Raw genomic sequence first — 24415 nt, 5'->3', positions numbered from 1 at the left:
AAGCATGAAGAGATGGAAAATGAACGAAGCTGCGCGCAAGCTCGCCGCCATTGCTCCCGCCGACCAGCATTATCGCGAAGCGCCCAACAATATTGAGGCGGAACAGGCTCTGCTCGGTGCCATCCTCGTCAATAACGATGCTTATTACCGCGTCTCAGACTTCCTGAAGCCGATCCATCTTTACGAACCGCTGCATCGCAAGATCTTCGAGGTCGCCGGCGACATCATCCGCATGGGCAAAACAGCCAATCCGGTGACGATCAAGAGCTTCGTGCCGGCGGATGAGAAGGTCGGCGACATGACGGTCGCGCAGTATCTTGCGCGCCTTGCCGTCGAAGCCGTGTCGATCATCAATGCGGAAGACTATGGCCGCGCCATCTATGATCTGGCGCTCCGCCGCGCGCTGATCACCATCGGCGAGGACATGGTCAACATCGCCTATGACGCGCCGCTCGACATGCCGCCGCAAACGCAGATCGAGGATACCGAACGCCGGCTGTTCGAGCTTGCCGAGAATGGCCGCTACGACGGCGGTTTCCAGTCATTCAACGACGCCGTGGCGCTTGCGATCGACATGGCGGCCGTCGCCAAGGAGCGTGACGGCGGACTCTCCGGCATCTCCACCGGCATCCACTCGCTGGATAGCAAGATGGGCGGCCTGCAGCGCTCCGACTTGATCGTCCTTGCCGGCCGCCCCGGCATGGGTAAGACCTCGCTTGCGACCAACATCGCCTATAATATCGCCGCTGCTTACGAGGGCGAAGTCCAAGCGGATGGCTCGATGAAGGCGAAGAACGGCGGCGTCGTCGGCTTCTACTCGCTGGAAATGTCGTCCGAACAGCTCGCCACGCGTATCATCTCCGAGCAGACGGAAGTCTCCTCGTCGAAGATCCGACGCGGCGATATCAATGACGCCGATTTCGAAAAGCTCGTTGCCTGCTCTATGATGATGCAGAAGGTGCCACTCTATATCGACCAGACCGGCGGCATCTCCATCGCCCAGCTTTCCGCGCGTGCTCGACGCCTGAAACGTCAACGCGGCCTCGACGTTCTGGTGGTCGACTACGTGCAGCTGATGACCGGCTCCGGCAAATCGAACGAGAACCGCGTCCAGGAAATCACCCAGATCACCACCGGCTTGAAGGCGCTCGGCAAAGAATTGAACGTGCCGATCATCGCGCTCTCCCAGCTCTCGCGCGCGGTCGAAAGCCGCGACGACAAGCGGCCGCAGCTTTCGGACCTGCGCGAATCCGGCTCCATCGAGCAGGACGCCGACGTGGTGCTCTTCGTGTTCCGCGAGGAATATTATGTGAAGAACCAGGAGCCGCGCGACCCGAACGACCCGAAATATGCGGAATGGGAAGCGCTGTTCGATCGCGTGAAGGGCACGGCCGATGTCATCATCGCCAAGCAGCGTCACGGACCGACCGGCACGGTGAAGCTGGCCTTCCAGTCGGAATTCACCCGATTTGCCGACCTCGCCGACCCGTCTTTCACGCAGTATGAGGAACATTGACACGAAGCTTGGCGCGTCAATGTCCCGCTGGCCGGAGAACCGCTTCACACTTTTCCCGGATACGCTTCAGAGTCCCGCAGCCCGCAGCAAACCCGCCGTCGCAACGCCGACAACAACGCTTGCCAGCATCGGCAAGCGGCGGGAGGCGATTGCGGTGGCGGCGCAGGCCAGCGTCTCCGCCCAGCCGGTAGTAAAAGCCGTCGGGGCAATGACAGCCATCAGCACGGCCGGCGGAATGGCTTCGATTGCGGTTCGCCGGCGCTCGTCAATCTTCGCGTAGTGAATCAGGACGAGACCGCCAACACGGGTGAAGATCGTTGCGGCAGCCATGGCTAGGATGGCGAGCAGAGTGTTGAGATCGAGCGTCATGCCGCCTGCTCCCGCGCCCTGCCTTTCCAGAATGCCATTGCCAGTCCCGCCAGCGCACCGGCCGCAATATGCCAGACACCGGGCACGAACTGATGGACAGCAACGGCTGCAATTCCGCTTGCGGCAAGCACCGCGCCGGTTTCCGATCCTTTCCAGAAGCCCATGACCAGCACGATGAAGACGGCCGGAAAGGCAAAGTCGAGACCGATGACGGCGGGATCGCCGAGAAAGGCGCCAAGCAGAGCACCCGCAAGCGACGAGCCGACCCAGGCCAAGTAGAAGGGCGTGACGATGCCCGCATACCAGGCAGGTGAGAGGCGCGTTGCGCCGGCGCGGAATTCCGCCATGGCCCAAATCTCATCGGCGAGAAACAGCATGGCGAGATAGCGTTTGATGCCGGCGAAAGACTGCATCTTCGTGCCGATCGAGGCGCTCATCAGCAAGTGCCTGACATTGACGAGCAGGGCCGCGAAGCCGGCGCCAATCCAGCTTGCGGGATGTGTCCAGATATCCATCGCCACGAATTGCGATCCACCGGCGAAGACGAGCGCGCTCATCAGTGTGGTCTCCAGCGGCGAAAGCCCCTTGGTCGCCGAAACCGCGCCGAACACGAGGCCGATCGGCAGGACGGCGACGATCAGCGGAAAAATGGCACGCATCCCGGCATTGAATTCGCCGGCCGGCCGGCTTTGCTGCAACATTGGCAACCCCCATTTCAACAATGACGGAGAGGTAGCCGACGGCAGCGGCGCTGTATTGAACGAAAGTGACTAGAGCTCCATCCAGATCCGCAACGCGTTTTCAATATCCGCAGACAAGCGAAAATGCTCCATGTTCTTATTTCCCAGCGCATTCCGGACGTAAAATCGCTGCGCAGTTTTCCTGGAAATACGCTAGCCAACGCGGAACTGGCCCGGGGTAACGCCGGTGCGCGATTTGAAGTGGCGCGTGAAATGCGCCTGATCGGCGAAACCGCATTCCATGGCGACGTCGGCCGGCATGCGGCCCTCCCTGAGCAATCGGCGGGCAACGATGACGCGCCGGTCGGTCAGAAAGGCATGGGGCGTAATATGATACTCCCTACGGAAAGCGCGGATCAGGTGCGCGCGGCTCAGCCCCGCAACCTTGGCCAACTCCTCCAATCCGATATCGCTGTCGAAATTCTCCATGAGATAATCGCGGGCGCGCGCGACGGCGCTACGCTCCTTCGTATCGACGGGAAGAATGATCGTGCTGCCGTAGCGCGCAAAGAGCGCCGCCAGCACCGAGAACATGCCTTCATCGGATTCCAGCGCGCCGGCGCCGCTCTCGAGTGTGCGGTGCGCCTTGTGGAAGGCGTTGGCAAGCTGAGGATCGCGCAACAACGAACGGGCGAAAGATGGCGTCGCGTTGAAGGCTTTGCCGGTGACATCTTCCAGAATGTCGACGAAGAGCTTCGTGTCCGGGTAGATCATTCGGTAGCGATAGCCTTCGCCGCCCGGAGCGCCGTCATGCACTATGCCAGGATTGATGAGATAGAGATCGCCCGGTCCGGCTTCTTCCCGCCTGCCGAGTAGTGTGGTGATCTGGCTGCCTCTTTCAATCGTCCCGATGCTGAACGTGTCATGCGCATGCGGCGCATATTCATGCGTCACGAAGCTTGCGCTTAGACATTCCATGCCGCGAAAGCGACCGTCTCGCCAGAAGCGGGTCGATTCCACCTTGGCAAGCGGCATGGCGTCAGCGGCCTCTTTCTGCGAAACATTATGCATATCAGCACATTAGCGTCCCTGCTCCTGCGCGTCTTGAACAAAAGTGATCGCGTGTGGGAAAGACTGGTATCCGCCTGTCCGCGCTTTCTTGAGAAGGCGTGATCGGATCCGTCGTTCTGCTGGACGATCCAAAGATGAAAACCTAAAAAGCGTTAGGCCTTTGAAGGAGAAGACAAATTGAAACGCATCGAGATGAAGGTGAGCGGCGGCTGCCAGTGCGGTGCCGTGCGCTATCACGCAACTGCCATGCATGATAATTCGCATCTCTGCCATTGCCGCATGTGTCAGAAAGCCTCGGGCAACATCTTTGCCGCGCTCGTCGCCGCGCCCGATGATGCGCTCACCTGGACGCGCGGCAAACCGAGCGTCTGGAAGAGTTCCGAGCTTGTCGAGCGCGGTTTCTGCGCCAATTGCGGCACGCCATTGTTCTTCCATCACCTCGAAAACGGCCGCACCAACCTGATGATAGGTTCGCTGGACGATCCGCACGCCTTCCCGCCGCATGCCAACACCTGCACCGAGAACATGGTTAGATGGTTCGATACGATTACGGGCCTAGAAAATACCGGTGTGACTGAAAATAACGGTGCCGAATGGGCTGCGGCGATCAAGACGAGCAACAACCAGCACCCTGATCGCGATACCGCCTCATGGGCGGTGAGAAGGCGTGACGACTGAGTCCTATCCGGCGATCGCCCGCGGGGCACTGTCCGTTGCCGCTATTCCGAAATAACCACCATCCCGGAAACTAAAGGCCGCAACAGCCTACTTTCAGGATGATGCGCGCAGAGTGTCTGAAGGGCAGCCCTGCAGCTCATTCGTGCCTCGAAGCAGCCTCTGGTGTGGCGGCAGTTTCTGCCTAATTCCGCATACATGCCTCGCAGCACTTTTTCTTTTCATCGACGGCCAGTATCCTGATCCAAGCCAAATCACCTCCGGCCACTTCCTTATTCAGGGCGCCCCATGACAGATAATTTCAATGACGATGATGCTTTCGCTTCCGCCGGCCTGCGACTGACGGTGGATCTCGGCGCGCTCGTCGAAAACTGGCGCGACCTCGCGCGCCGCTCGGGAAAGGCCCGCACGTCGGCCGTGGTCAAGGCCGATGCGTACGGGCTCGGGATCGAGGATGTCGGCGAAACGCTTTATGGCGCCGGCGCGCGCGATTTCTTCGTCGCGACAGCGGATGAGGGCGCGACCTTGCGGCTCTATGCCCCCGAGGCCCGCATCTTCGTGCTCAGCGGCATCTGGCCGGGCATGGAGCGGCGGTTCTTCGAAAACGACCTCGTACCGGTCATTGCTTCGGAAGAACAGTTGACCTTCTGGATGTCGGTTCTGTCGGATTATGGCGACTATCCCTGCGCGCTGCAGGTCGACACCGGCTTCAACCGGCTCGGCCTGCCGATGGACGATGCGATCGCGCTTGCCGATGACGTTTCCCGTCCCGCAAGCTTTGCGCCGGTTCTCGTGATGAGCCATCTCGCCTGCGGCGACGATCCTTCCAATGCGATGAACGGGCAGCAGCTCGAGGCCTTCCGAAAGGTCAGTGCCGCCTTCGAAGGCATCGAAGCGAGCTTTGCCAATTCGGCCGGCATCTTTCTTGGGGCCGACTATCATTTCGATCTCACCCGCCCCGGCATCGCCACCTATGGCGGCGAGGCAGTGCCCGGCATGGCCAATCCGATGCGCCCGGTGGCGACGGCCGAGGCGCGGATCATCCAGACCCGATCGGTCAAGGCAGGCGAAACGGTGGGATACGGCCGCGCGCTGCAATTGACCCGCGACAGCCGGCTGGCGATCGTCTCGGCAGGCTATGCTGACGGCTATATGCGCAGCCAGTCGAGCGCCGGCGTGCCATTGCGCCAGACCGGCATCCCAGGCGGTCATGGCTTTATCGCCGGGCATAAGGTGCCCGTTGCCGGCCGCATCACCATGGACTTGACCATCTTCGATGTCACCGACCTGCCGGAAAACCTGGTCAGAGCCGGTGACTACGTCGAACTTTTCGGCAAAAATATCCCCGTGGATGAGGCTGCAAAGGCTGCGGGCACGATCGGCTACGAGATGCTGACCAGCATGGGGCTGCGACACGAGCGCCGGTATATCTCGGAAGAGACCGAAGAATAGCCCGGCTACTCCTCAAAATATTTAGCGAGCGCTGATCGCTAACCGGACGCCAAGGGCGACGAACAGCGTGCCAAGACCGCGATCGAGCCACAGGCCCAGGCTCCGATTGCGCCGAAGCGCGTCACTCAATCGGCCACCGAGGAGGATCAACGGCGGTTCGATGAAGGCGGCGACTACGATGATCAGGCTTCCATGCAGCAGAAGCTGCGCCCAGACCGGGCCAGCGCCTTCGACGACGAATTGAGGCAGGAAAGCCAGGAAGAAGATCGCGACCTTCGGGTTGAGCAGCGAGACCATGATGCCTTGCCGATAAATGCGGCTGAGGGACAAGGCCCTACCGGCCTCCTTGATCCATGCCCCCTCGCCCTTCGAGCGCAGCGCCTGAATGCCGAGCCAAATCAGATAGGCCGCGCCGATCCATTTGACCGTCGAAAAGGCCAGCGCGGAAGCGGCAAGAATCGCCGAGAGGCCGGCGGCCGCCATCAGCACATGCAGGCACGCGCCGCTCCAGATGCCGAACAGCGCTGCAAAGCCGGAGCGCATGCCGCTTCTGATCGTGTGACCGAGAATGAAGGCGATATCCGGTCCCGGCGACAGATTGAGGAGGATTGCAGCGGTCAGAAAGCCCATCCAGTGCGCAAGCGAATAGTCAAACATCGGTCATCATCCATAAAACCCGGCATAAAAGCTGACACGATCACCGTTGATACGGAAATCATTAGTTTTGATAGGCCGGGAAAGACATTATCTGACTGCCTGAGCGATTCGTCGCGAAAAGCAACGCATTCGAAGTTTGAGAACATCCGATGGCCAAAGCCCGCACACAATTCATCTGCCAGAACTGCGGCACGGTCCACAATCGCTGGGCCGGCAAGTGCGACAGCTGCGGCGCGTGGAACACCATCGTCGAGGAAGATCCGATGGGCGGGATCGGCGGCGGACCGGCCAAGACGCCGAAGAAGGGCAAGCCCGTCGCGCTGACCACGCTTTCGGGTGAAATCGAGGAAGCGCCGCGCATCCATACCGGCATATCCGAACTCGATCGCGCCACTGGCGGCGGTTTCGTGCGGGGATCGGCTGTTCTCGTCGGCGGCGATCCCGGCATCGGCAAATCGACGCTGCTGATGCAGGCGGCAGCAGCCCTCGCCCGCCAGGGCCACAAGATCGTCTATGTCTCCGGCGAAGAGGCCGTGGCACAGGTTCGTCTGCGCGCGCAGCGGTTGAAGGCGGCTGACACGGAAGTGCTGCTCGCCGCCGAAACCAATGTCGAAGACATCCTGGCGACGCTTTCCGAGGGCAAGCGGCCGGATCTCGTCATTATCGATTCCATCCAGACGCTGTGGAGCGAGCTTGCCGAATCCGCGCCCGGGACGGTGACGCAAGTGCGTACCGGCGTGCAGGCGATGATCCGCTTCGCCAAGCAGACTGGCACGGCCATGGTGCTGGTCGGCCACGTCACCAAGGACGGCCAGATTGCAGGGCCGCGCGTCGTCGAGCATATGGTCGATGCCGTCCTCTATTTCGAAGGCGATCGCGGCCATCATTACCGCATCCTGCGCACGGTGAAGAACCGCTTCGGCCCCACCGACGAGATCGGCGTGTTCGAAATGTCCGACGCCGGGCTCCGCGACGTACCCAATCCGTCCGAGCTCTTTCTCGGCGAGCGCAACGAAAAATCGCCAGGTGCGGCCGTCTTCGCCGGCATCGAGGGGACACGTCCGGTGCTGGTCGAAGTGCAGGCGTTAGTGGCGCCGACATCGCTCGGCACTCCGCGCCGCGCCATCGTCGGCTGGGATTCGGCGCGCCTTTCGATGATTCTCGCCGTTCTGGAAGCGCATTGCGGCGTCAGGCTCGGCCAGCACGATGTTTACCTCAATATTGCCGGCGGCTACCGCATTTCCGAGCCGGCTGCGGACCTTGCCGTCGCTTCTGCACTGGTTTCCTCCCTAGCCGGTCTTGCTCTGCCCGCCGATTGCGTCTATTTCGGCGAAGTCAGCCTGTCGGGCGCCGTCCGGCCGGTCGCGCACACCGCCCAGCGCCTCAAGGAAGCCGAGAAGCTGGGATTTTCAGGGGCCGTCTTGCCTGCAGCTTCCGCCGATCTACCGAAGGTCAACGGCGGACGCTGGAGTGAGATCGACAGCCTGCCGGATCTGGTGGCGCGCATTGCCGGATCGAAAGGTGCGCTCAAGCGCGCGGAAGACGAAGACTGAGCCTTACTTCAGCCGTTCTTGGCGAAGAAGAGGCTCCTGATTGAGGCCGATGCCGACCAAAAAGGTCCGGCAAGTCTTGAAGTGGATTATAGATGCCCATTACGATTTTCGACGGTATTGTTATCGGCGTTCTTCTCTTCTCCGCCGTTCTGGCCATGGTTCGCGGCTTCTCGCGCGAAATTCTCTCGATCGTGAGCTGGGGCGGCGCCGCAGTCGCCGCCTACTATCTTTATCCGCTGCTCGTTCCCTACGCCCTGCAATACAAGGCCGACACCAAGATCGCGACGATCGCGTCTGCCGCCGTCATCTTCCTGCTGGCGCTGATCATCATTTCCTTCATCACCATCCGGATTGCCGATTTCATCATCGACAGCCGCATCGGTGCGCTCGACCGCACGCTTGGCTTCCTCTTCGGTGCGGCGCGCGGCCTGCTCCTGATGGTCGTCGTCGTTGCCTTCTGGAACTGGCTGGTAGCACCGGCCGCCCGTCCGGACTGGGTCAACAACGCGAAATCGAAGCCATTCCTCGATTCGATGGTCGAGAAGCTGACGGCAGCGCTTCCGCAGGACATTCAGGCAAGGCTGCCGGCCGAGATCCTCAACAAGATTGCGCCGAAGCAGCAGGGAAGCGGCGACAACGCCACGCCGAACGATACCGCACCGTCGGATGACGCGCCTGCGCCGCAGACAAATAATTGACAGTGCGTTTACAGGCTTGACCTGCCGCCCGAGAATCGCCATTTGAGCGGCGTGACATTAGAAGATCCGGCCCGATATTTTTTCCGGCCGGATTTTGAGCTATTTTAATGGTCACTCGTGACGCCGCCCCGATCCGCCCACGTTGAGAGCAAAGGCCCGCAGCCATGAATCATTCCGTTTCCTTCGAGGACGATATCGACGGCGACACGCTGCATGAAGAATGCGGCGTCTTCGGCATTCTGGGACATCCGGATGCGGCTGCCTTGACGGCCCTCGGCCTGCACGCCCTACAGCATCGCGGCCAGGAGGCGGCCGGCATCGTTTCATTCGACGGTCAGCGCTTCCATTCCGAGCGACGGATGGGTCTCGTCGGCGATCACTACACCGATCCCGCAACTCTTGCCCGCCTGCCCGGCGACCGCTCCATGGGCCATGTGCGTTATTCGACGACGGGCGACGCCGTGCTTCGCAACGTGCAGCCGCTATTCGCCGAACTGGAAGTCGGCGGCATCGCCATCGCTCATAACGGCAACTTCACCAACGGCCTGACCATGCGGCGGCAGCTGATCGCCGATGGCGCCATCTGTCAGTCGAATTCGGATACCGAAGTCGTTCTTCACCTCATTGCCCGTTCCAAGCAGGCTTCCTCTTCCGACCGCTTCATCGATGCCATCAGGCAGATGGAAGGCGGCTATTCGATGCTCGCCATGACGCGCACGAAGCTGATCGCAGCGCGCGACCCGATCGGCATCCGGCCGCTTGTCATGGGTGAACTCGACGGCAAGCCGATCTTCTGTTCGGAAACCTGCGCGCTCGACATCATTGGCGCAAAATACATTCGGGACGTTGAAAACGGTGAAGTGATCATCTGCGAGATCCAGCCTGATGGTTCGATCACCATCGACGCACGCAAGCCGGACGTTTCGCAGCCCGAGCGTCTCTGCCTGTTCGAATATGTCTATTTTGCCCGTCCCGATTCCGTTGTCGGCGGCCGCAACGTCTATGTTGCGCGCAAGAACATGGGCATCAATCTCGCCAAGGAAGCGCCCGTCGCAGCCGACGTTGTCGTGCCGGTGCCGGATGGCGGCACGCCGGCCGCCATCGGCTATGCGCAGGAAAGCGGCATTCCCTTCGAACTCGGCATCATCCGCAACCATTATGTCGGCCGTACCTTCATCGAGCCGACGCAGCAGATTCGCGCCTTCGGCGTGAAGCTCAAGCATTCCGCCAACCGTGCCATCATCGAAGGCAAGCGCGTCGTGCTGGTCGACGATTCCATTGTGCGCGGCACGACGTCCGTGAAGATCGTACAGATGATCCGCGATGCCGGCGCCAGCGAAGTGCATATCCGCGTCGCCAGCCCGATGATCTTCCATCCGGACTTCTACGGCATCGACACGCCGGACGCCGACAAGCTACTCGCCAACCAGTACAGCAGCCTGAAGGCCATGTGCGATTTCATCGGTGCGGATTCGCTGGAATTCCTGTCGATCGACGGGCTTTACCGTGCCGTGGGCGGCGAGCCGCGCAACAATGCGCAGCCGCAGTTCACCGATCATTATTTCACCGGGGATTATCCGACCCGCCTGCTCGACAAGGAAAGCACCAGCAACGTGCGCAAACTTTCCGTTCTCGCCAGCAACGGCTGACACGCCCAAGTAACGGCCGAGAGGGGCATTTCGCCCCTTTCCCTTCCCTTACATATCCGGATCCAGGCAGCATGAGCGTCAACCTCAAGGACAAGATCGCCCTCGTCACCGGCGCATCGCGCGGTATCGGCTATTTCACGGCGTTGGAACTGGCCAAGGCCGGCGCGCATGTGATCGCCTGCGCCCGCACGGTCGGCGGGCTTGAAGAGCTTGACGATGCCATCAAGGCTGTCGGCGGCTCGGCAACTCTGGTGCCCTTCGACCTTGCCGACATGAATGCCATCGACGCGCTCGGCGCCTCCATCTTCGAGCGCTGGGGCAAACTCGACATCCTCGTCGCCAATGCCGGTGTTCTCGGCGTGATTTCGCCGATCGGCCATGTCGAGGCCAAGGTGTTCGAGAAGGTGATGACGATCAATGTCACCGCCACATGGCGGCTGATCCGTTCCGTCGAGCCACTGCTGATGCGCTCCGATGCCGGCCGCGCCGTCATCCTCTCCTCGGCCGCCGCCCATCGCTGCCGACCGTTCTGGGGTCCCTATTCCGCCTCCAAGGCGGCTGTCGAAGCTTTGGCCCGCACCTGGGCCGGGGAAACACAGAGCACGCCGCTGCGCATTACCAGCGTCGATCCGGGCGCTACCCGTACCGCCATGCGCGCCCAGGCGATGCCCGGCGAAGACCCGGATACGCTGCCGCATCCGCGAGAGGTCGCCCAGGCGATCGTCCCGCTCACCGGCCCGGACGTCACTGAAACCGGCAAGCTTTTCGTCGTGCGCGAGAACAGGCTCGTCGACTACCGGATGCCGGAATAAAAACAGCCCAGGCCTTTACCTGAGGCGCCTTATCCCTACTTGACCAAATTCATCCGGCGCGCGATAAAGCCGCCCATGAAAACGGTTATCTGCATTATCTGCCGGAAGATTATTCACTAGCGTTTCGCTGGCCTGGCCGTTTTCGTCTCCCAAAATCCAAGATGACAAACGTCCGGCCTGCCGGTGACGGTATTTTTTCGGATTTATGCCTTGGGAGAGTGATATGGCCGCCGAGCCGCAATTGAAGTTCTACAACACGCTGACGCGCGAAAAGGTCGATTTCCAGCCGATCGACCGCGACAACGTCCGCATGTATGTCTGCGGCCCGACGGTCTATGATTTCGCCCATATCGGCAATGCCCGCCCGGCGATCGTTTTCGACGTGCTGTTCCGGCTGCTGCGGCATGTCTACGGCGAGAGCCAGGTCACCTATGTCCGCAACATCACCGACGTCGATGACAAGATCAACGCGCGCGCGCTCCGCGACCATCCCGGCCTGCCGCTGAATGATGCGATCCGCCTGGTGACGGAAAAGACCGAGCGGCAGTACCGTGAGGATACGACGGCGCTCGGCTGCCTGGAGCCGTCGGTACAGCCGCGGGCGACCGACAATATCGCGCAAATGATCGCGATCATCGAAACGCTGATCGAGAAGGGCCACGCCTATCGCGCGGCCGGTGAAGTGCTGTTCGACACCAAGTCGATGGCCGACTACGGCCAGCTTTCGAAGCGCAATCTCGATGAGCAGCAGGCTGGCGCCCGCGTCGCCGTCGACGAACACAAGAAGAGCCCTGGCGATTTCGTGCTCTGGAAGCTGTCGGATGAAAACGAGCCGGGCTGGGAAAGCCCCTGGGGCCGCGGCCGTCCGGGCTGGCATATCGAATGCTCGGCCATGAGCGGGCGCTATCTCGGCGACGTCTTCGACATTCACGGCGGCGGGCTCGACCTGATCTTCCCGCACCATGAAAACGAAATCGCCCAGTCGCGCTGCGCGCATGGCACGCATGCCATGGCGAATGTCTGGATGCATAACGGCTTCGTGCAGGTCGAAGGCCGCAAGATGTCGAAATCGGAAGGCAATTTCGTCACCATCCACGAATTGCTGCAGACGGACAAGCTCGGCGGCCGAACCTGGCCGGGCGAGGTGCTAAGGCTTGCCATGCTGATGACGCATTATCGCGAGCCGATCGACTTTTCCGTCAAGCGTCTTGAGGAAGCGGAAAGGCTGATCGCCAAATGGCCGGCAGCGGATGCCGGTCAAGCGGCGCCGGATGAAACAGTGCTTGCCGCACTCGGCGACGATCTCAACACCGTCGCCGCCATCCAGGCACTGCATGCCCTGGCACAGGCCGCCAATGCCGATGCCAGCCTCCTGCCCGTCTTCGCGGCCAGCGCCGATCTTCTCGGCCTGCTGCCGAAGAAGGCAGAGATCGACGAAGCTGTGGTCGCAGAGATCGATGCCAAGGTGCGCCAGCGTCTGGAGTTGCTGAAGGCAAAGAACTTCGCCGAAGCCGACAAGCTTCGCGAGGAGCTGACGGCAAGAGGTGTTCAGCTCAAGGATGGGAAGGATGCGGCGACGGGCGAGCGCATCACGACTTGGGAGATCAAGCGGTGAACCTGGTTACCCCCCTCTGTCACTTTCGTGACATCTCCCCCACAAGGGGGGAGATTGGGGGGAGTTTGCCGCGCCTCTTCTCAAAACCAAGGAGGATAGTCTCCACGGATTCGATCTTCGTTTGTGCTGGGCGAGTGCTACGAGTTAACAATCTCCCCCCTTGTGGGGGAGATGTCCCGGCAGGGACAGAGGGGGGTAACTTGCCGCATACTCCAGTCCCGCCGAAGATCCGAAGCAATGCCCGCCGTATGCGCAAGGTCATGACGGATGCCGAGGCGCGTCTCTGGAATGAACTACGCGCCCACCGCCTCATGGGCCTCGGCTTTCGCCGTCAGCTGCCCATCGCCGGCTATATCGTCGATTTCGCCTGCCCTTCTGAAAAACTCATCGTCGAAGTCGATGGCTCCCAACATGGCAATGACGACGATCAGACCTATGAAAAGGTTCGTACCCGTCGTCTCGAAGCTGACGGCTGGGCGGTTGTGCGTTTCTGGAATGGACGACGTTCTGAAGGACATAGAGAACGTCTGCATGCATATCCTCATCATTCTCGGAAAGGATAAAGCATGACCGTCTCGACCTTCACCGGCGGCTGTCAGTGCGGCGCGGTTCGCTTCCGGGTGCGGGGTGAGCTGAAGGACGCCTCCATCTGTCACTGCCGCATGTGCCAGAAGGCCTTCGGCGCCTATTATGCGCCGCTGGTTTCGGTGCGCGGCACCGAGCTTACATGGACACGTGGGGAGCGGAAGGCATTTCAATCGTCCAACTATGTGAAGCGCGGCTTCTGCGGAGATTGCGGCACGCCACTGACCTACGAGGCGCCCGATGGCATCGCAGTCGCGGCCGGCACGTTCGACGATCCCTCGCAACTGCCGCCTGTCGTGCAATATGGCACGGAAGCCAAGATCGGCTTCGTCGATCGGCTGCATCTGCTGCCTGGACACCGGACGGAAGAGGACGCTGAGCAGGCGCCTTTCGTGCTTGAACTTGTGTCATATCAGCATCCCGACCACGATACGGCGGCATGGCCACTGGAGAGTAGCAAATGACAATGGCAGCGGGATATAGCGGCGGATGCCAATGCGGCGCGGTTCGTTATCGCACCGCCGGTGCGCTCGGCTATCCGCATCTTTGCCATTGCCGCATGTGCCAGAAGGCCTCCGGCAATTACGCCCTGCCGCTGGGGAATGCCAAGCGTGTCGATTTCGAACTGACGCGCGGCGAACCCTCATGGTTTCATTCGTCCGATCTCGTGCGCCGTGGCTTTTGCGGCACTTGCGGTACGCCATTGTTCTATGACGTTCCAGGCACGGATTCCATCAATGTGACACTTGGCTCGCTGGACGAGCCAGCGGCGATCCAACCCATCGCGCAATCGAACCCCGCGGGAAAGATGTCCTGGTTCCAGGCGCTCAATGCGCTGCCGATGGAACCCGATGAGGATAGCTCGGATCGTGCGATATCGATCAAGCTCTCCAATCATCAACATCCCGATCACGATACCTCAAGCTGGCCAGAGGAGAAGAGCCATGAGTGAAGCTACCAGAAGCGGAGGATGCCAATGCGGCGCGGTGCGGTTTCGCATTCGCGGCGAGCTCGGCCGTCCGTCGATCTGCCATTGCCGCATGTGCCAAAAGCAGTTCGGCAACTTCTTCTCCGCCCTCGTTACGGCACCTGAAGATGGCGTGGAATGGACGCGCGGCGAGCCGACCTATTTCCAGTCCTCCGTCAATATCGACCGCGGCTTCTGCAAGAACTGCGGCACACCGCTGACATACCGTCATCCCGGCGGCCTCGAAATTGCCATCGGCGCCTTCGACGAGCGCGATGATCTCGCCCCGCAGATCCAGGTTAACCATGCCTATCGTCTGCCCTGGGTGGAGACAATCTTCGAAAAACCCGTCTATCAGGATCCGGATTTCTATTCGCGGCAGGAGCAGATCATTTCCTTCCAGCATCCCGACCACGATACGGATGTCTGGCCCGCCGAGGGGCTGAAAATATGACCGAGCTCCTGCGCACATTCTATCCGGAAATCGAACCCTATGCTTCCGGTCACCTCGATGTCGGCGACGGTCATGTGATCTATTGGGAACGGGTGGGAACGCCCGGCGCCAAGCCCGCGGTCTTCCTGCATGGCGGTCCGGGCGGCGGCATCTCGCCCAGCCATCGCCGCGTATTCGATCCCACGCTTTACGACGTGACCCTGTTCGACCAGCGCGGCTGCGGGCGCTCGACGCCGCATGCCGGGCTTGAGGCCAATACGACTTGGCATCTGGTCGACGATATCGAGCGGCTGCGCAAAATGGCCGGTGTGGAGAAATGGCTTGTATTCGGCGGCTCCTGGGGCTCGACGCTGGCGCTTGCCTATTCCGAAACGCATCCGGATCGCGTTTCCGAGCTGGTGGTGCGCGGCATCTATACGCTGACGAAAGCCGAACTCGACTGGTATTATCAGTTCGGCGTCTCCGAGATGTTCCCCGACAAATGGGAGCGCTTCATTGCCCCGATCCCACCGGAAGAGCGTCATGAGATGATGGCCGCTTACCATCGGCTGCTGACGCATCCGGACAAGGCTGCCCGCCTGGAAGCCGCGAAGGCATGGTCGATATGGGAAGGCGAGACAATCACGCTTCTGCCGGAGCCGGCGGTCAGCGCCCAGTTCGAGGATGCAGAATATGCACATGCCTTCGCTCGCATCGAGAACCATTTCTTCGTCAATGCCGGCTGGCTCGAAGAGGGCCAGCTGCTGCGCGACGCCTATAAGCTGAAGGACATTCCCGGCGTCATCGTCCATGGCCGTTACGATATGCCCTGCCCCGCCAAATATGCCTGGGCGCTGCACAAGGCCTGGCCGAAAGCGGAATTTCATCTGATCGAGGGCGCAGGCCATGCCTCGTCGGAGCCTGGCATTCTCGATCGGCTGATCCGCGCGACGGATAAGTTTGCAGGGAAGATCTGATCTCGGAACGCCCCTCACCCCAGCCCTCTCCCCGTTAACGGGGAGAGGGAGCGACTGAGCAAGAAGAACCGGTTCGCCGGAGGAAACAGTATGACACGCGAAAAAATCTATCTCTTCGACACGACGCTCCGCGACGGCCAGCAGACGCCCGGTATCGATTTCTCGGTCGAGGACAAGATTGCCATCGCCACCATGCTGGATGAGTTCGGCCTGGACTACATCGAAGGCGGTTATCCCGGCGCCAATCCGACCGACACGGCCTTCTTCGATGAGAAGCGCACGACATCGGCCACCTTCGTCGCCTTCGGCATGACGAAGCGCTCCGGCATCTCCGCTTCCAATGATCCCGGCCTTGCGAGCCTGCTGCAGGCGAAGTCCGACGCGATCTGTTTCGTCGCCAAGAGCTGGGACTATCACGTCAAGGTGGCGCTTGGCTGTACCAACGAGGAGAACCTCGAAAGCATCGCAGAAAGCGTCAAGGCAGCCGTCAATGCCGGCAAGGAGGCTCTCGTCGATTGCGAGCATTTCTTCGACGGTTACAAGGCCAATCCGACCTACGCGCTTGCCTGCGCCAAGACGGCCTATGATGCCGGAGCGCGCTGGGTCGTACTCTGCGACACCAATGGCGGTACGCAGCCGCCGGAAGTCCGCGCCATCGTCGAAGCCGTCATCGCCTGCGGCGTTCCCGGGCACTGTCTTGGCATCCATGCCCATAATGACACCGGCCAGGCCGTTGCCAATTCGCTTGCCGCGGTCGAGGCCGGCGTTCGGCAAATCCAGGGCACGCTGAACGGCATCGGTGAGCGCTGCGGCAATGCCAACCTGATCACGCTGATCCCGACGCTGGCACTGAAAAGGGCCTATAGCGAACGCTTCGAAACGACGATCGACGCCGAGCGGCTCGTGGGCCTAACCGGCCTTTCGCATGCCTTCGACGAGCTACTGAACCGCTCGCCGGACCATCAGGCCCCCTATGTCGGCGCATCCGCCTTTGCCACCAAGGCCGGCATCCACGCCTCGGCGCTGCTGAAGGACCCGCGCACCTATGAGCACGTGCCACCGGAGAGCGTGGGCAACTTCCGCAAGGTCATGGTCTCCGACCAGGGCGGCAAGTCGAATTTCATCAATGCGCTAAAACGGCGCGGCATCGAGGTCGGCAAGGACGACCCCAAGCTCGACCAGCTGATCCAGATCGTCAAGGAGCGTGAAGCGACAGGCTATGCTTACGAAGGCGCGGACGCGAGCTTCGAGCTTCTGGCGCGGCGCACGCTCGGCACCATCCCGGAGTTCTTCGCGATCGATGGTTTCCGCGTCATGGTCGAACGCCGCTTCGATTCCCACGGCCGGGTGAAAATCGTCTCGGAAGCGGTGGTCAAGATCATCATCGATGGCGAGACGATCATGTCGGTGGCCGAAGGCGATGGCCCGGTCAACGCGCTCGACCTGGCGCTGCGCAAGAATTTCGGCAAATACCAGCATGAGATCGACGACCTGGAACTGGCGGACTTCAAGGTGCGTATCCTCAACGGCGGTACGGAGGCCATAACCCGAGTCCTGATCGAATCTACCGATAGCGACGGCGTACGCTGGTGGACGGTCGGCGTGTCCGAGAACATCATCGATGCATCGTTCCAGGCGCTGATGGATTCCGTCATCTACAAGCTGATGAAAAACCGCCATATGGCAGGCAGAATAGCGGCGGAGTGATCCGCCGCCCATCAAAAAGCTTGACGATGCCGTCAAGGAAATGAATTAGCCATGCCGTATGCATTGGAGTAATCCCGTCTCAAATAATTGTGAAAGACGGGAAAATTCATGGCCACCGACGCGGTCGAACCTGAAATCAAGAACAACGACGCTATCCGCGGCTTCGGCTTTGCGATGACGGCCTATCTCTTCTGGGGCATCCTGCCGCTCTATATGAAGGCGCTGGCGCATATCCCGGCTTTCGAGGTCATTGCCCATCGCATCGTCTGGTCGGTCCCCGTCGCAGGCATCGTGCTGCTGGCGCTCGGTCGCCTGGGTGACGTGAAGGCGGCGTTTCGTAATCCGCGCACGATCGCCATGGCATCGCTGACGGCAGCGCTCGTCACCATCAATTGGGGAACCTATGTCTGGGCGATCGGCGCCGGCCATTCGCTCGATGCTGCCCTCGGCTACTTCATCAATCCGCTATTCAGCATTGCGCTCGGCGCCATCCTGCTCAAGGAAAAGCTTGCGCCGACGCAGATCGTCGCGATCTGCCTTGCAGCCGCCGCCGTCATCATCCTGACGGTGAAAGCCGGCACCCTGCCCTGGGTCGCGTTGTCACTGACCTTCTCCTGGGGCTTCTATGCCTTTTTCCGCAAGACCCTGCCTGTGGGAGCCAATCAGGGCTTCTTCATCGAGGTGCTGCTGCTCTGCATCCCGGCAGCATTTTACATCCTCTATCTGGAAGCGCGCGGGGAAGGCCACTTTTACCAGACCGGCATTTCGGATACTGCGCTTCTGCTCGGCTGCGGACTCGTGACGGCGCTTCCGCTGATGATCTTCGCCAATGGCGCGAAGCTTCTGAGAATGTCGACCATCGGCATTATGCAGTATATCGTGCCGACCATGGTCTTCCTGATCGCCGTCTTTCTGTTCAAGGAACCCTTCGGCACGACGCAGCTCGTTGCATTTTCGCTGATCTGGGCCGGTCTCGTGCTCTACAGCTGGTCGATGCTGCGTCAGAGCAGAGGAGGCTAACCAGCGGGCCTGGTTAGCAGATCCCCAATCAAAGCTTGGAAATCACGGCCTCTTCGCCGCCCCGGTCGCCATGCGTCTCGGCGGCGTGTTTGCGGATGGCCGGGATAATATCGGCGATCTTGTCGATAACCAATGGCTGGACGCGGTGGGCGGTATGGACGAAGCCCTCTTCCGTCATATGGCGGATGAGTTCCATCATCGGGTCCCAGAAACCGTTGATATTGGCGAAGACCATCGGCTTTTCGTGACGGCCGAGCTGACCCCAGGTCATGATCTCGACGATCTCTTCCAAGGTGCCGATGCCGCCCGGCAATGCCACGAAGGCGTCGGCGCGCTCGAACATGCCGTGTTTGCGCGCATGCATATCAGGCGTTATGATGAGTTCGTCGAGTTGACCGAGCGAATGGCGCGTCGCTTCCATATCGACCAGAAATTCCGGAATGATGCCGGTGACCTGACCGCCGTGTGACAGCACGCCGCTCGCGACAGCGCCCATGATGCCCTTCGTTCCGCCGCCATAGATCAAACGCAGGCCGTTTTCGGCAATGCTTTTGCCCAGTTCGCGGCCGGCAGCCATGTGGGAGGGATCGCGCCCCGGCCGCGAGCCGCAATAGACGCAAATGGTTCGAATTGGCATGGAATCGTCGGTCATGAATGCAAACAACTATGCTGCAGATGCTCAGTCAAGATTTTTCAAAGGAAAACTTGTGTCGGGACATGCGAAAATGGCTGAGAAAGCTTGTAAAAGCAGGCGAAATCGCTAGCAATTTCAGGAGTTGCGACGACTTCGCCGCGTGGAGATGAATGATGATGAAGAACCGTGCCGGTTGGCTGGCTCTGTTGGTATTGGCAGTGGCGACCTTGTTGATGGTCTTTTTCGTGATGCCACGCATCAACGGCGACAAGACCCCGATCGGCAATGTGGTCAATCAAGCCGGCGACGCGGTGAAGAATACGATCGACCAAAACACACAGAAGGCCGGCGAGACCGCCGAGAACGCGACCAAGGCCACGCAGAATGCCGTATCGACCGCCGTCAACACCGCAGACCTCACCAAGAAGCTGACCGAGCTTACGGGTGCGGCGACCACCTCGCTTGCCGATCTCAAGGCGCTGTTCAAGGATGGCAACGTACCGTCCCAGGATACCTTCACGGCCGCAAAGACGAAGGCAACCAACGCCCTGCAATCGATCGTCGGCTTCGCGCTCCCCGAAGGGATCGACGCAACGACGACGGGACTCGTTAAGAAAGCGCAGGACGGTGCAGGCAAGGCGCTCGCCATCATCCAATCTCTTCCGGAAAACCCCGCCGAAGCCAGTGTGGCGATCGACAAGGCTTTCGCAGCGTTGACAGGCAAACAGGCGCCCGAGACCGACGCGGCTGCCAATCCTCGCGTACCGTCATTCGACGTGTTGCGCGTCGAGCCGGATGGCTCGACGGTTATCGCCGGTTCGGCCGAGCCAAATGCCAAGCTGGAAATCGTCGACGGCGAAAAGGTCGTCACGACGATCAATGTCGGCCCGAGCGGCGACTTTGCCGCCGTACTCGACAATCCGCTGCCGCCTGGCGATCACGAACTGGTACTGCGCGCCACCGGCAAGGACGGCAAGGCCGTCAATTCCGAGGAAGTCGCCACCGTCTCCGTGCCGAAGGACAATTCCACCCAGGTCCTCGCGATGGTGTCGAAGCCAGGCGCTGCAAGCCGCATCATCACCGCGCCTTCCGCCAAGCAGGGCCGCGTGACCGCCGGCGAACAGGACGCGTCGGCAGCCGACGCACAGGCCAAAGCGACGGATAAGCCGGCAGCCACGGCAGATGCCAAGCCGCAACAGGATGGTACGGCGATCGCATCCGCCAATCCTGCGGCAGGCGCGGCAACACCGCCCGCAGCGAAGGTGGAGGCGGATCAAGACGTCATGGTCAACGCGGTGGAGATCGAAAACAACCATATCTTCGTTGCCGGCACCACGAAGCCGAATGCAAAAGTCCGTGCCTATGCCGACGACAAGCTGATCGGTGAGAACGTCGCGGGTGCAGACGGTCACTTCGTCGTAGACGGACCCATGCCTCTTGCTGTCGGCGATCACAAAATCCGCGTCGACGTGCTCGATGGAGCCGGCAAAGTGGTGGTGCGGACCAGCGTCAACTTCACGCGCCCCGAAGGCAATCAGGTGACGGTCGCGGCGCAGACACCCGCCGCCGCCAATGGTCAGGCGCAGGCGACCATGGCAAACATGGTACCGCTCGACGAGGGCGAGCTTACCAAGCTCAAGGAAGGCGCTGGCAAAGCTTTTGCGCTGCTCAAGGGCCTCTTTACCGACGGCAAGCAGCCGAATACTGAACAGCTCGCAGCCGCCCGCTCCGGCACGGAAATAGCGCTCAAGTCGCTGTCGGAATTCCGGCCGACCATCAGCGCCAGTGCTATGCTGAAAAAGGCTGCGGCCGACGCTTCAAGCGCGGCCTCCAGGGCGCTTGCCACCTTGGTGGCTTTGCCGAAAGATCCGAAATCGGTCGGCGCGGCGCTGCCTGGGCTCGAACAGATGATCGCTGTTATCACGGAGCCTGTTCAGACGGCACCGGCACAGCCGAACACAGAGGTCTCATCCAACGATAGCGGCCCGAAGACGATCGAGCAGGCACCGCTGTCGCAGGACACCAATGCCGTCATCATCCGTCGCGGCGATACGCTGTGGCAGATCTCGCGCCGCATCTACGGTGCGGGTGTGCGCTATACAACCATCTATCTGGCCAACGAGGACCAGATCAACAATCCGGACCGGATCCTGCCGGGACAGGTCTTCGGCCTGCCAAAGGACGCATTGCCGAATGCCGAGGAGCTTCATCGCAAGCGGCTTTCGGGTGAGCATCTCTAGCGGCAACGACCGTCCATCGTGAACATTGGCCGCGGCCAGGCTCATCAGCGACTGGCCGCTGCTTTTATACGGTATGAAAATAGTATAAGCGTCGCCCGACCCCCATAGCCTTCGCGTAATGGCCATGTCTTGGCTGTGAAGGCTTGCCAGTCGGCTGTGCAAAGACTGTCACGCCCGGCTGCCCAATCATTCGCCGGAGACGGACATGGCAGGCCAGAAGAAAACCATATCGGCGGATTCCAGCAATCCATTGAACACGATCGTCAATCTCTGGCCCTATATGTGGCCGAGCGGGCGCATGGATTTGAAGATGCGGGTGGTCTGGGCGACCGTTTTCCTGCTGGTCTCGAAATTCTTCCTACTGCTGGTCCCCTACTTCTTCAAATGGTCCGTCGATGCGCTGAACGGCAAGCTCGACATGCAAGGCATACTGCCTGCGTTCCTCGTCGGCGCCATCGCCTTGATCATCGCCACGAACGCGACACGCCTGATCCAGCTCGGCCTCAATCAGCTGCGCGACGCGCTGTTTGCAAGCGTCGGCCAATATGCGGTGCGCCAGCTCGCCTACAGGACCTTCGTGCACATGCACGAGCTCTCGCTGCGTTTTCATCTGGAGCGCAAGACAGGCGGCCTCTCTCGCATCATCGAGCGCGGCACCAAGGGCATCGAGACGATCGTCCGCTTCACGATCCTCAACACCTTTCCGACCTTCATCGAATTCCTGCTGACGGCCATCATCTTCTGGCGCGGTTATGGTTTTTCCTATCTCGCGGTCACGGCCGTCACGGTCTGGCTCTACATCTGGTTCACCGTCAAGGCGAGCGACTGGCGCATCTCCATCCGCCGGACGATGAACAACAGCGACACCGACGCCAACACCAAGGCGATCGATTCGCTGCTGAACTTCGAGACAGTCAAATATTTTGGCAATGAGGAGATGGAAGCCAGACGCTTCGATCAATCGATGGAGCGATATGAAAAGGCAGCCACCAGCGTCTGGACGTCACTTGGCTGGCTGAACTTCGGCCAAGGCTTGATCTTTGGCCTCGGCACGACAGTGATGATGGTCATGTCCGGCTGGTCGGTCCTCAACGGCCAACACACGGTTGGCGATTTCGTCTTCATCAACGCCATGCTGCTGCAGCTCTCCGTGCCGCTCAACTTCATCGGCTTCGTCTATCGCGAAATACGCCAGGGCCTGACCGATATCGAGGAAATGTTCGACCTGCTCGAAGTCCAGCCGGAAGTGGTCGATGCGCCTGACGCCAGGGAGCTCGTCATCGGCAATGGCGCGATCGCGTTCAAGGACGTGCATTTCGCCTATGATCCGGCGCGACCCATCCTGAAGGGCATCTCCTTCGAGGTGCCGGCCGGCAAGACGGTCGCCGTCGTCGGGCCTTCCGGCGCCGGGAAATCGACGCTGTCGCGCCTGCTCTATCGTTTCTATGATGTGCAGAGCGGCACGATCACCATTGACGGCCAGGATTTGCGAACCGTCACGCAGAAAAGCCTGCGCAAGGTCATCGGTATGGTGCCGCAGGATACCGTGCTCTTCAACGACACCATCGCCTACAACATCCGCTATGGCCGGCCGGGCGCGAGCGAAGCGGAAGTGACTGGAGCAGCGGAGATCGCCCAGATCGGCGATTTCATCCGTCAGCTGCCCGAAGGTTTCGAGACCAAGGTCGGCGAACGCGGCCTCAAATTGTCTGGCGGCGAGAAACAGCGCGTGGCGATCGCGCGCACCGTTCTCAAATCGCCGCCGGTTCTGATCCTCGACGAAGCGACCTCGGCGCTCGATACGACGACCGAGCGCGAAATACAGGCCGCCCTCGACGTCGTCTCCAAGAACCGCACGACGCTTGTCATCGCGCATCGTCTGTCGACCGTCATCGGCGCGGATGAGATCATCGTGCTGAAAAGCGGCGTCATCGCCGAGCGTGGCACACATGCCGATCTTCTGGCGCGAAACGGCCTCTACGCCTCCATGTGGAACCGCCAGCGCGAGGCGACGCAGGCCGAGGAGCATCTGAAGCAAGTGCGTGAGAGTGACGATCTGGGCGTTATCGACCGGCTGGCACCGGCAAAGTGAGAAAGCCCGAGAGACGTTGCATTCTGCGCCCCGATGGCAAGCGGGGGAACGCGGCGGTTATGCACCGATTGTTGTCACGAGACTGAGATGACAGCTTGCTAGGTACGAGGGTCTTTTTCAACGGAGCCCCTAAATGCGTACTTTTGCCAAAGCTTTAAGCCTGTTGCTCGTTGTCGGCCTGGCCTCGCCGGTTTTCGCCGAGGATGCCAAGCCTTTCGCCGATGCCAAGGAGATCAACCTCCTTGATCTGCTGCCGCCGCCGCCCGCCAATGATTCCGCGCAGATGAAGGCGGAACTCGGCGAAATCCTGACGATCCAGGTGACCCGCACGCCGGAAATGGCGGCTCGCGCCGTGGCGGACGCCGAAGAGAACGTCTGGCGCTTCTCAGACGTCATCGACAATCCGAAATTCACCAAGGAAAACCTGCCGAAGTTCTCGGCCTTCTTCGATCGCGTCGTCGAGACCGAAGGCGCCGTCGTCGATCCGGCCAAGGATGTCTGGAAGCGCCCGCGCCCGCATCTCTACAGCGATCTCGTCAAGCCGATCGTACCGCTCTCCAAGTCCGGCTCCTATCCGTCCGGCCACACCACGGTCGGCACGCTGATGGGCATCGTGCTTGCCAACATGGTGCCGGAAAAGCGTGCCGTCATCATGGCCCGCGCCTGGGAATATGGCCATAATCGCATCGTCGGCGGCATCCATTATGCTTCCGATATCGAGGCAGGCCGCATCGCAGGCACCGTCATTGCCGAAACCATCATGACGCATGATGACTACAAGACCGAGTACGAAGGCGCCAAGGCTGAACTGCGCGCCGCTCTCGGCCTCTGATTTCCTATCGGCCGACGCAGTACACAGGAGGCCGCCGCCATCGGCGGCCTTTTCATTGCGTCCCAAACGGGTTTCCACAGGCCGCACTTTTCAAGTCAGGGGAACGTTGGCATCTTGCTCGACGCGGATTGCGTTGAGGACGAGCGCGCGAAACCATTGCCCATGACAGAGTTTGCCTGTA

22 protein-coding genes and 1 pseudogene are annotated in these 24415 nt (G+C 60.8%); 18 read left to right on the top strand and 5 right to left on the bottom strand.

Going from position 1 to position 24415, the window contains the following annotated elements; genetic code table 11:
• The first annotated feature begins 19 nt into the window (after positions 1–19).
• Positions 20–1516 (top strand): replicative DNA helicase, encoded by a 1497-nt coding sequence (locus tag AC13RM_RS06345; protein WP_113229541.1) that lies wholly within the window; start codon positions 20–22, stop codon positions 1514–1516.
• A 66-nt stretch (positions 1517–1582) separates the two neighbouring features.
• Here AC13RM_RS06345 and AC13RM_RS06340 read toward each other — a convergent pair whose 3' ends face one another.
• The 3 genes from AC13RM_RS06340 to AC13RM_RS06330 all read right to left on the bottom strand — a co-directional run bounded on the left by AC13RM_RS06340 (position 1583) and on the right by AC13RM_RS06330 (position 3600).
• The gene (locus AC13RM_RS06340; protein ID WP_374816140.1) at positions 1583–1885 is read right to left on the bottom strand and encodes an AzlD family protein; all 303 of its coding nucleotides are present in this window, start codon (positions 1883–1885) and stop codon (positions 1583–1585) included.
• On the bottom strand, positions 1882–2586 hold the full coding sequence (locus tag AC13RM_RS06335) for an AzlC family ABC transporter permease (RefSeq protein ID WP_374816138.1): 705 nt from the start codon (positions 2584–2586) through the stop codon (positions 1882–1884). Before AC13RM_RS06335 ends, AC13RM_RS06340 begins: the two co-directional genes overlap by 4 nt.
• Before the next feature lie 192 nt (positions 2587–2778).
• Complete coding sequence (locus AC13RM_RS06330) at positions 2779–3600, bottom strand: AraC family transcriptional regulator (RefSeq protein ID WP_374816259.1); 822 nt, start codon at positions 3598–3600, stop codon at positions 2779–2781.
• Between the two features lie 213 nt (positions 3601–3813).
• On the opposite strand from AC13RM_RS06330, the gene AC13RM_RS06325 reads away from it, so the two are divergent.
• Both AC13RM_RS06325 and alr read left to right on the top strand, forming a co-directional pair.
• Complete coding sequence (locus AC13RM_RS06325; protein ID WP_374816136.1) at positions 3814–4314, top strand: GFA family protein; 501 nt, start codon at positions 3814–3816, stop codon at positions 4312–4314.
• 285 nt (positions 4315–4599) lie between these two features.
• A complete protein-coding gene (gene alr / locus AC13RM_RS06320) occupies positions 4600–5763 on the top strand; it encodes an alanine racemase (protein ID WP_488554710.1) in 1164 nt (387 codons plus the stop codon).
• Positions 5764–5784: 21 nt separating this feature from the next.
• Here the strand turns inward: alr and AC13RM_RS06315 are convergent, their stop codons facing one another.
• A complete protein-coding gene (locus AC13RM_RS06315; protein WP_095436229.1) occupies positions 5785–6420 on the bottom strand; it encodes a LysE family translocator in 636 nt (211 codons plus the stop codon).
• Between the two features lie 149 nt (positions 6421–6569).
• Between AC13RM_RS06315 and radA the strand changes: the two genes are divergently transcribed.
• The 12 genes and pseudogenes from radA (at position 6570) to rarD (ending at position 18436) form a co-directional block, all read left to right on the top strand.
• Positions 6570–7973 (top strand): DNA repair protein RadA, encoded by a 1404-nt coding sequence (gene radA, locus AC13RM_RS06310; RefSeq protein WP_113229535.1) that lies wholly within the window; start codon positions 6570–6572, stop codon positions 7971–7973.
• Between the two features lie 92 nt (positions 7974–8065).
• Complete coding sequence (locus AC13RM_RS06305) at positions 8066–8671, top strand: CvpA family protein (RefSeq protein ID WP_113229534.1); 606 nt, start codon at positions 8066–8068, stop codon at positions 8669–8671.
• Positions 8672–8835: 164 nt separating this feature from the next.
• A complete protein-coding gene (purF, locus tag AC13RM_RS06300; RefSeq protein ID WP_113229533.1) occupies positions 8836–10320 on the top strand; it encodes an amidophosphoribosyltransferase in 1485 nt (494 codons plus the stop codon).
• Positions 10321–10391: 71 nt separating this feature from the next.
• Positions 10392–11132 carry an SDR family NAD(P)-dependent oxidoreductase gene (locus AC13RM_RS06295; protein WP_113229532.1) on the top strand — a complete coding sequence of 247 codons (741 nt, stop codon included), beginning with the start codon at positions 10392–10394 and terminating at the stop codon, positions 11130–11132.
• A gap of 223 nt (positions 11133–11355) precedes the next feature.
• On the top strand, positions 11356–12747 hold the full coding sequence (gene cysS / locus AC13RM_RS06290) for a cysteine--tRNA ligase (protein ID WP_113229531.1): 1392 nt from the start codon (positions 11356–11358) through the stop codon (positions 12745–12747).
• A 200-nt stretch (positions 12748–12947) separates the two neighbouring features.
• Positions 12948–13317, top strand: a pseudogene (locus AC13RM_RS06285) (endonuclease domain-containing protein).
• On the top strand, positions 13314–13796 hold the full coding sequence (locus AC13RM_RS06280; RefSeq protein WP_113229530.1) for a GFA family protein: 483 nt from the start codon (positions 13314–13316) through the stop codon (positions 13794–13796). Before AC13RM_RS06285 ends, AC13RM_RS06280 begins: the two are co-directional and overlap by 4 nt.
• A complete protein-coding gene (locus tag AC13RM_RS06275) occupies positions 13793–14284 on the top strand; it encodes a GFA family protein (RefSeq protein WP_113229529.1) in 492 nt (163 codons plus the stop codon). The genes AC13RM_RS06280 and AC13RM_RS06275 overlap by 4 nt, the downstream gene beginning before the upstream one ends.
• Complete coding sequence (locus tag AC13RM_RS06270; protein WP_113229528.1) at positions 14277–14753, top strand: GFA family protein; 477 nt, start codon at positions 14277–14279, stop codon at positions 14751–14753. The genes AC13RM_RS06275 and AC13RM_RS06270 overlap by 8 nt, the downstream gene beginning before the upstream one ends.
• Positions 14750–15709, top strand: coding sequence for a prolyl aminopeptidase (gene pip / locus AC13RM_RS06265; RefSeq protein WP_113229527.1), 960 nt, complete (start codon positions 14750–14752; stop codon positions 15707–15709). The genes AC13RM_RS06270 and pip overlap by 4 nt, the downstream gene beginning before the upstream one ends.
• A gap of 90 nt (positions 15710–15799) precedes the next feature.
• Positions 15800–17416, top strand: coding sequence for a citramalate synthase (gene cimA, locus AC13RM_RS06260; RefSeq protein ID WP_113229526.1), 1617 nt, complete (start codon positions 15800–15802; stop codon positions 17414–17416).
• 108 nt (positions 17417–17524) lie between these two features.
• Positions 17525–18436: an EamA family transporter RarD gene (rarD, locus tag AC13RM_RS06255; RefSeq protein WP_113229525.1), complete on the top strand. Its 912-nt coding sequence runs from the start codon at positions 17525–17527 to the stop codon at positions 18434–18436.
• 28 nt (positions 18437–18464) lie between these two features.
• On the opposite strand, the gene AC13RM_RS06250 is transcribed toward rarD, so the two are convergent.
• A complete protein-coding gene (locus AC13RM_RS06250) occupies positions 18465–19088 on the bottom strand; it encodes an LOG family protein (protein ID WP_113229673.1) in 624 nt (207 codons plus the stop codon).
• Between the two features lie 155 nt (positions 19089–19243).
• On the opposite strand from AC13RM_RS06250, the gene AC13RM_RS06245 reads away from it, so the two are divergent.
• The 3 genes from AC13RM_RS06245 to AC13RM_RS06235 all read left to right on the top strand — a co-directional run bounded on the left by AC13RM_RS06245 (position 19244) and on the right by AC13RM_RS06235 (position 24234).
• On the top strand, positions 19244–21310 hold the full coding sequence (locus AC13RM_RS06245) for a LysM peptidoglycan-binding domain-containing protein (RefSeq protein ID WP_374816112.1): 2067 nt from the start codon (positions 19244–19246) through the stop codon (positions 21308–21310).
• A gap of 205 nt (positions 21311–21515) precedes the next feature.
• Complete coding sequence (locus AC13RM_RS06240; RefSeq protein WP_488554709.1) at positions 21516–23402, top strand: ABCB family ABC transporter ATP-binding protein/permease; 1887 nt, start codon at positions 21516–21518, stop codon at positions 23400–23402.
• Between the two features lie 133 nt (positions 23403–23535).
• Entirely contained in the window at positions 23536–24234 is a 699-nt protein-coding gene (locus AC13RM_RS06235; RefSeq protein WP_113229523.1) for an acid phosphatase, read from the top strand.
• The last annotated feature ends 181 nt before the right edge of the window (positions 24235–24415 follow it).

The organism is Martinezella sp. CNPSo 3732, assembly GCF_057784515.1.
Note: the sequence above shows the minus strand (reverse complement) of the source record. Positions and strands in the feature narration are given on the sequence as shown.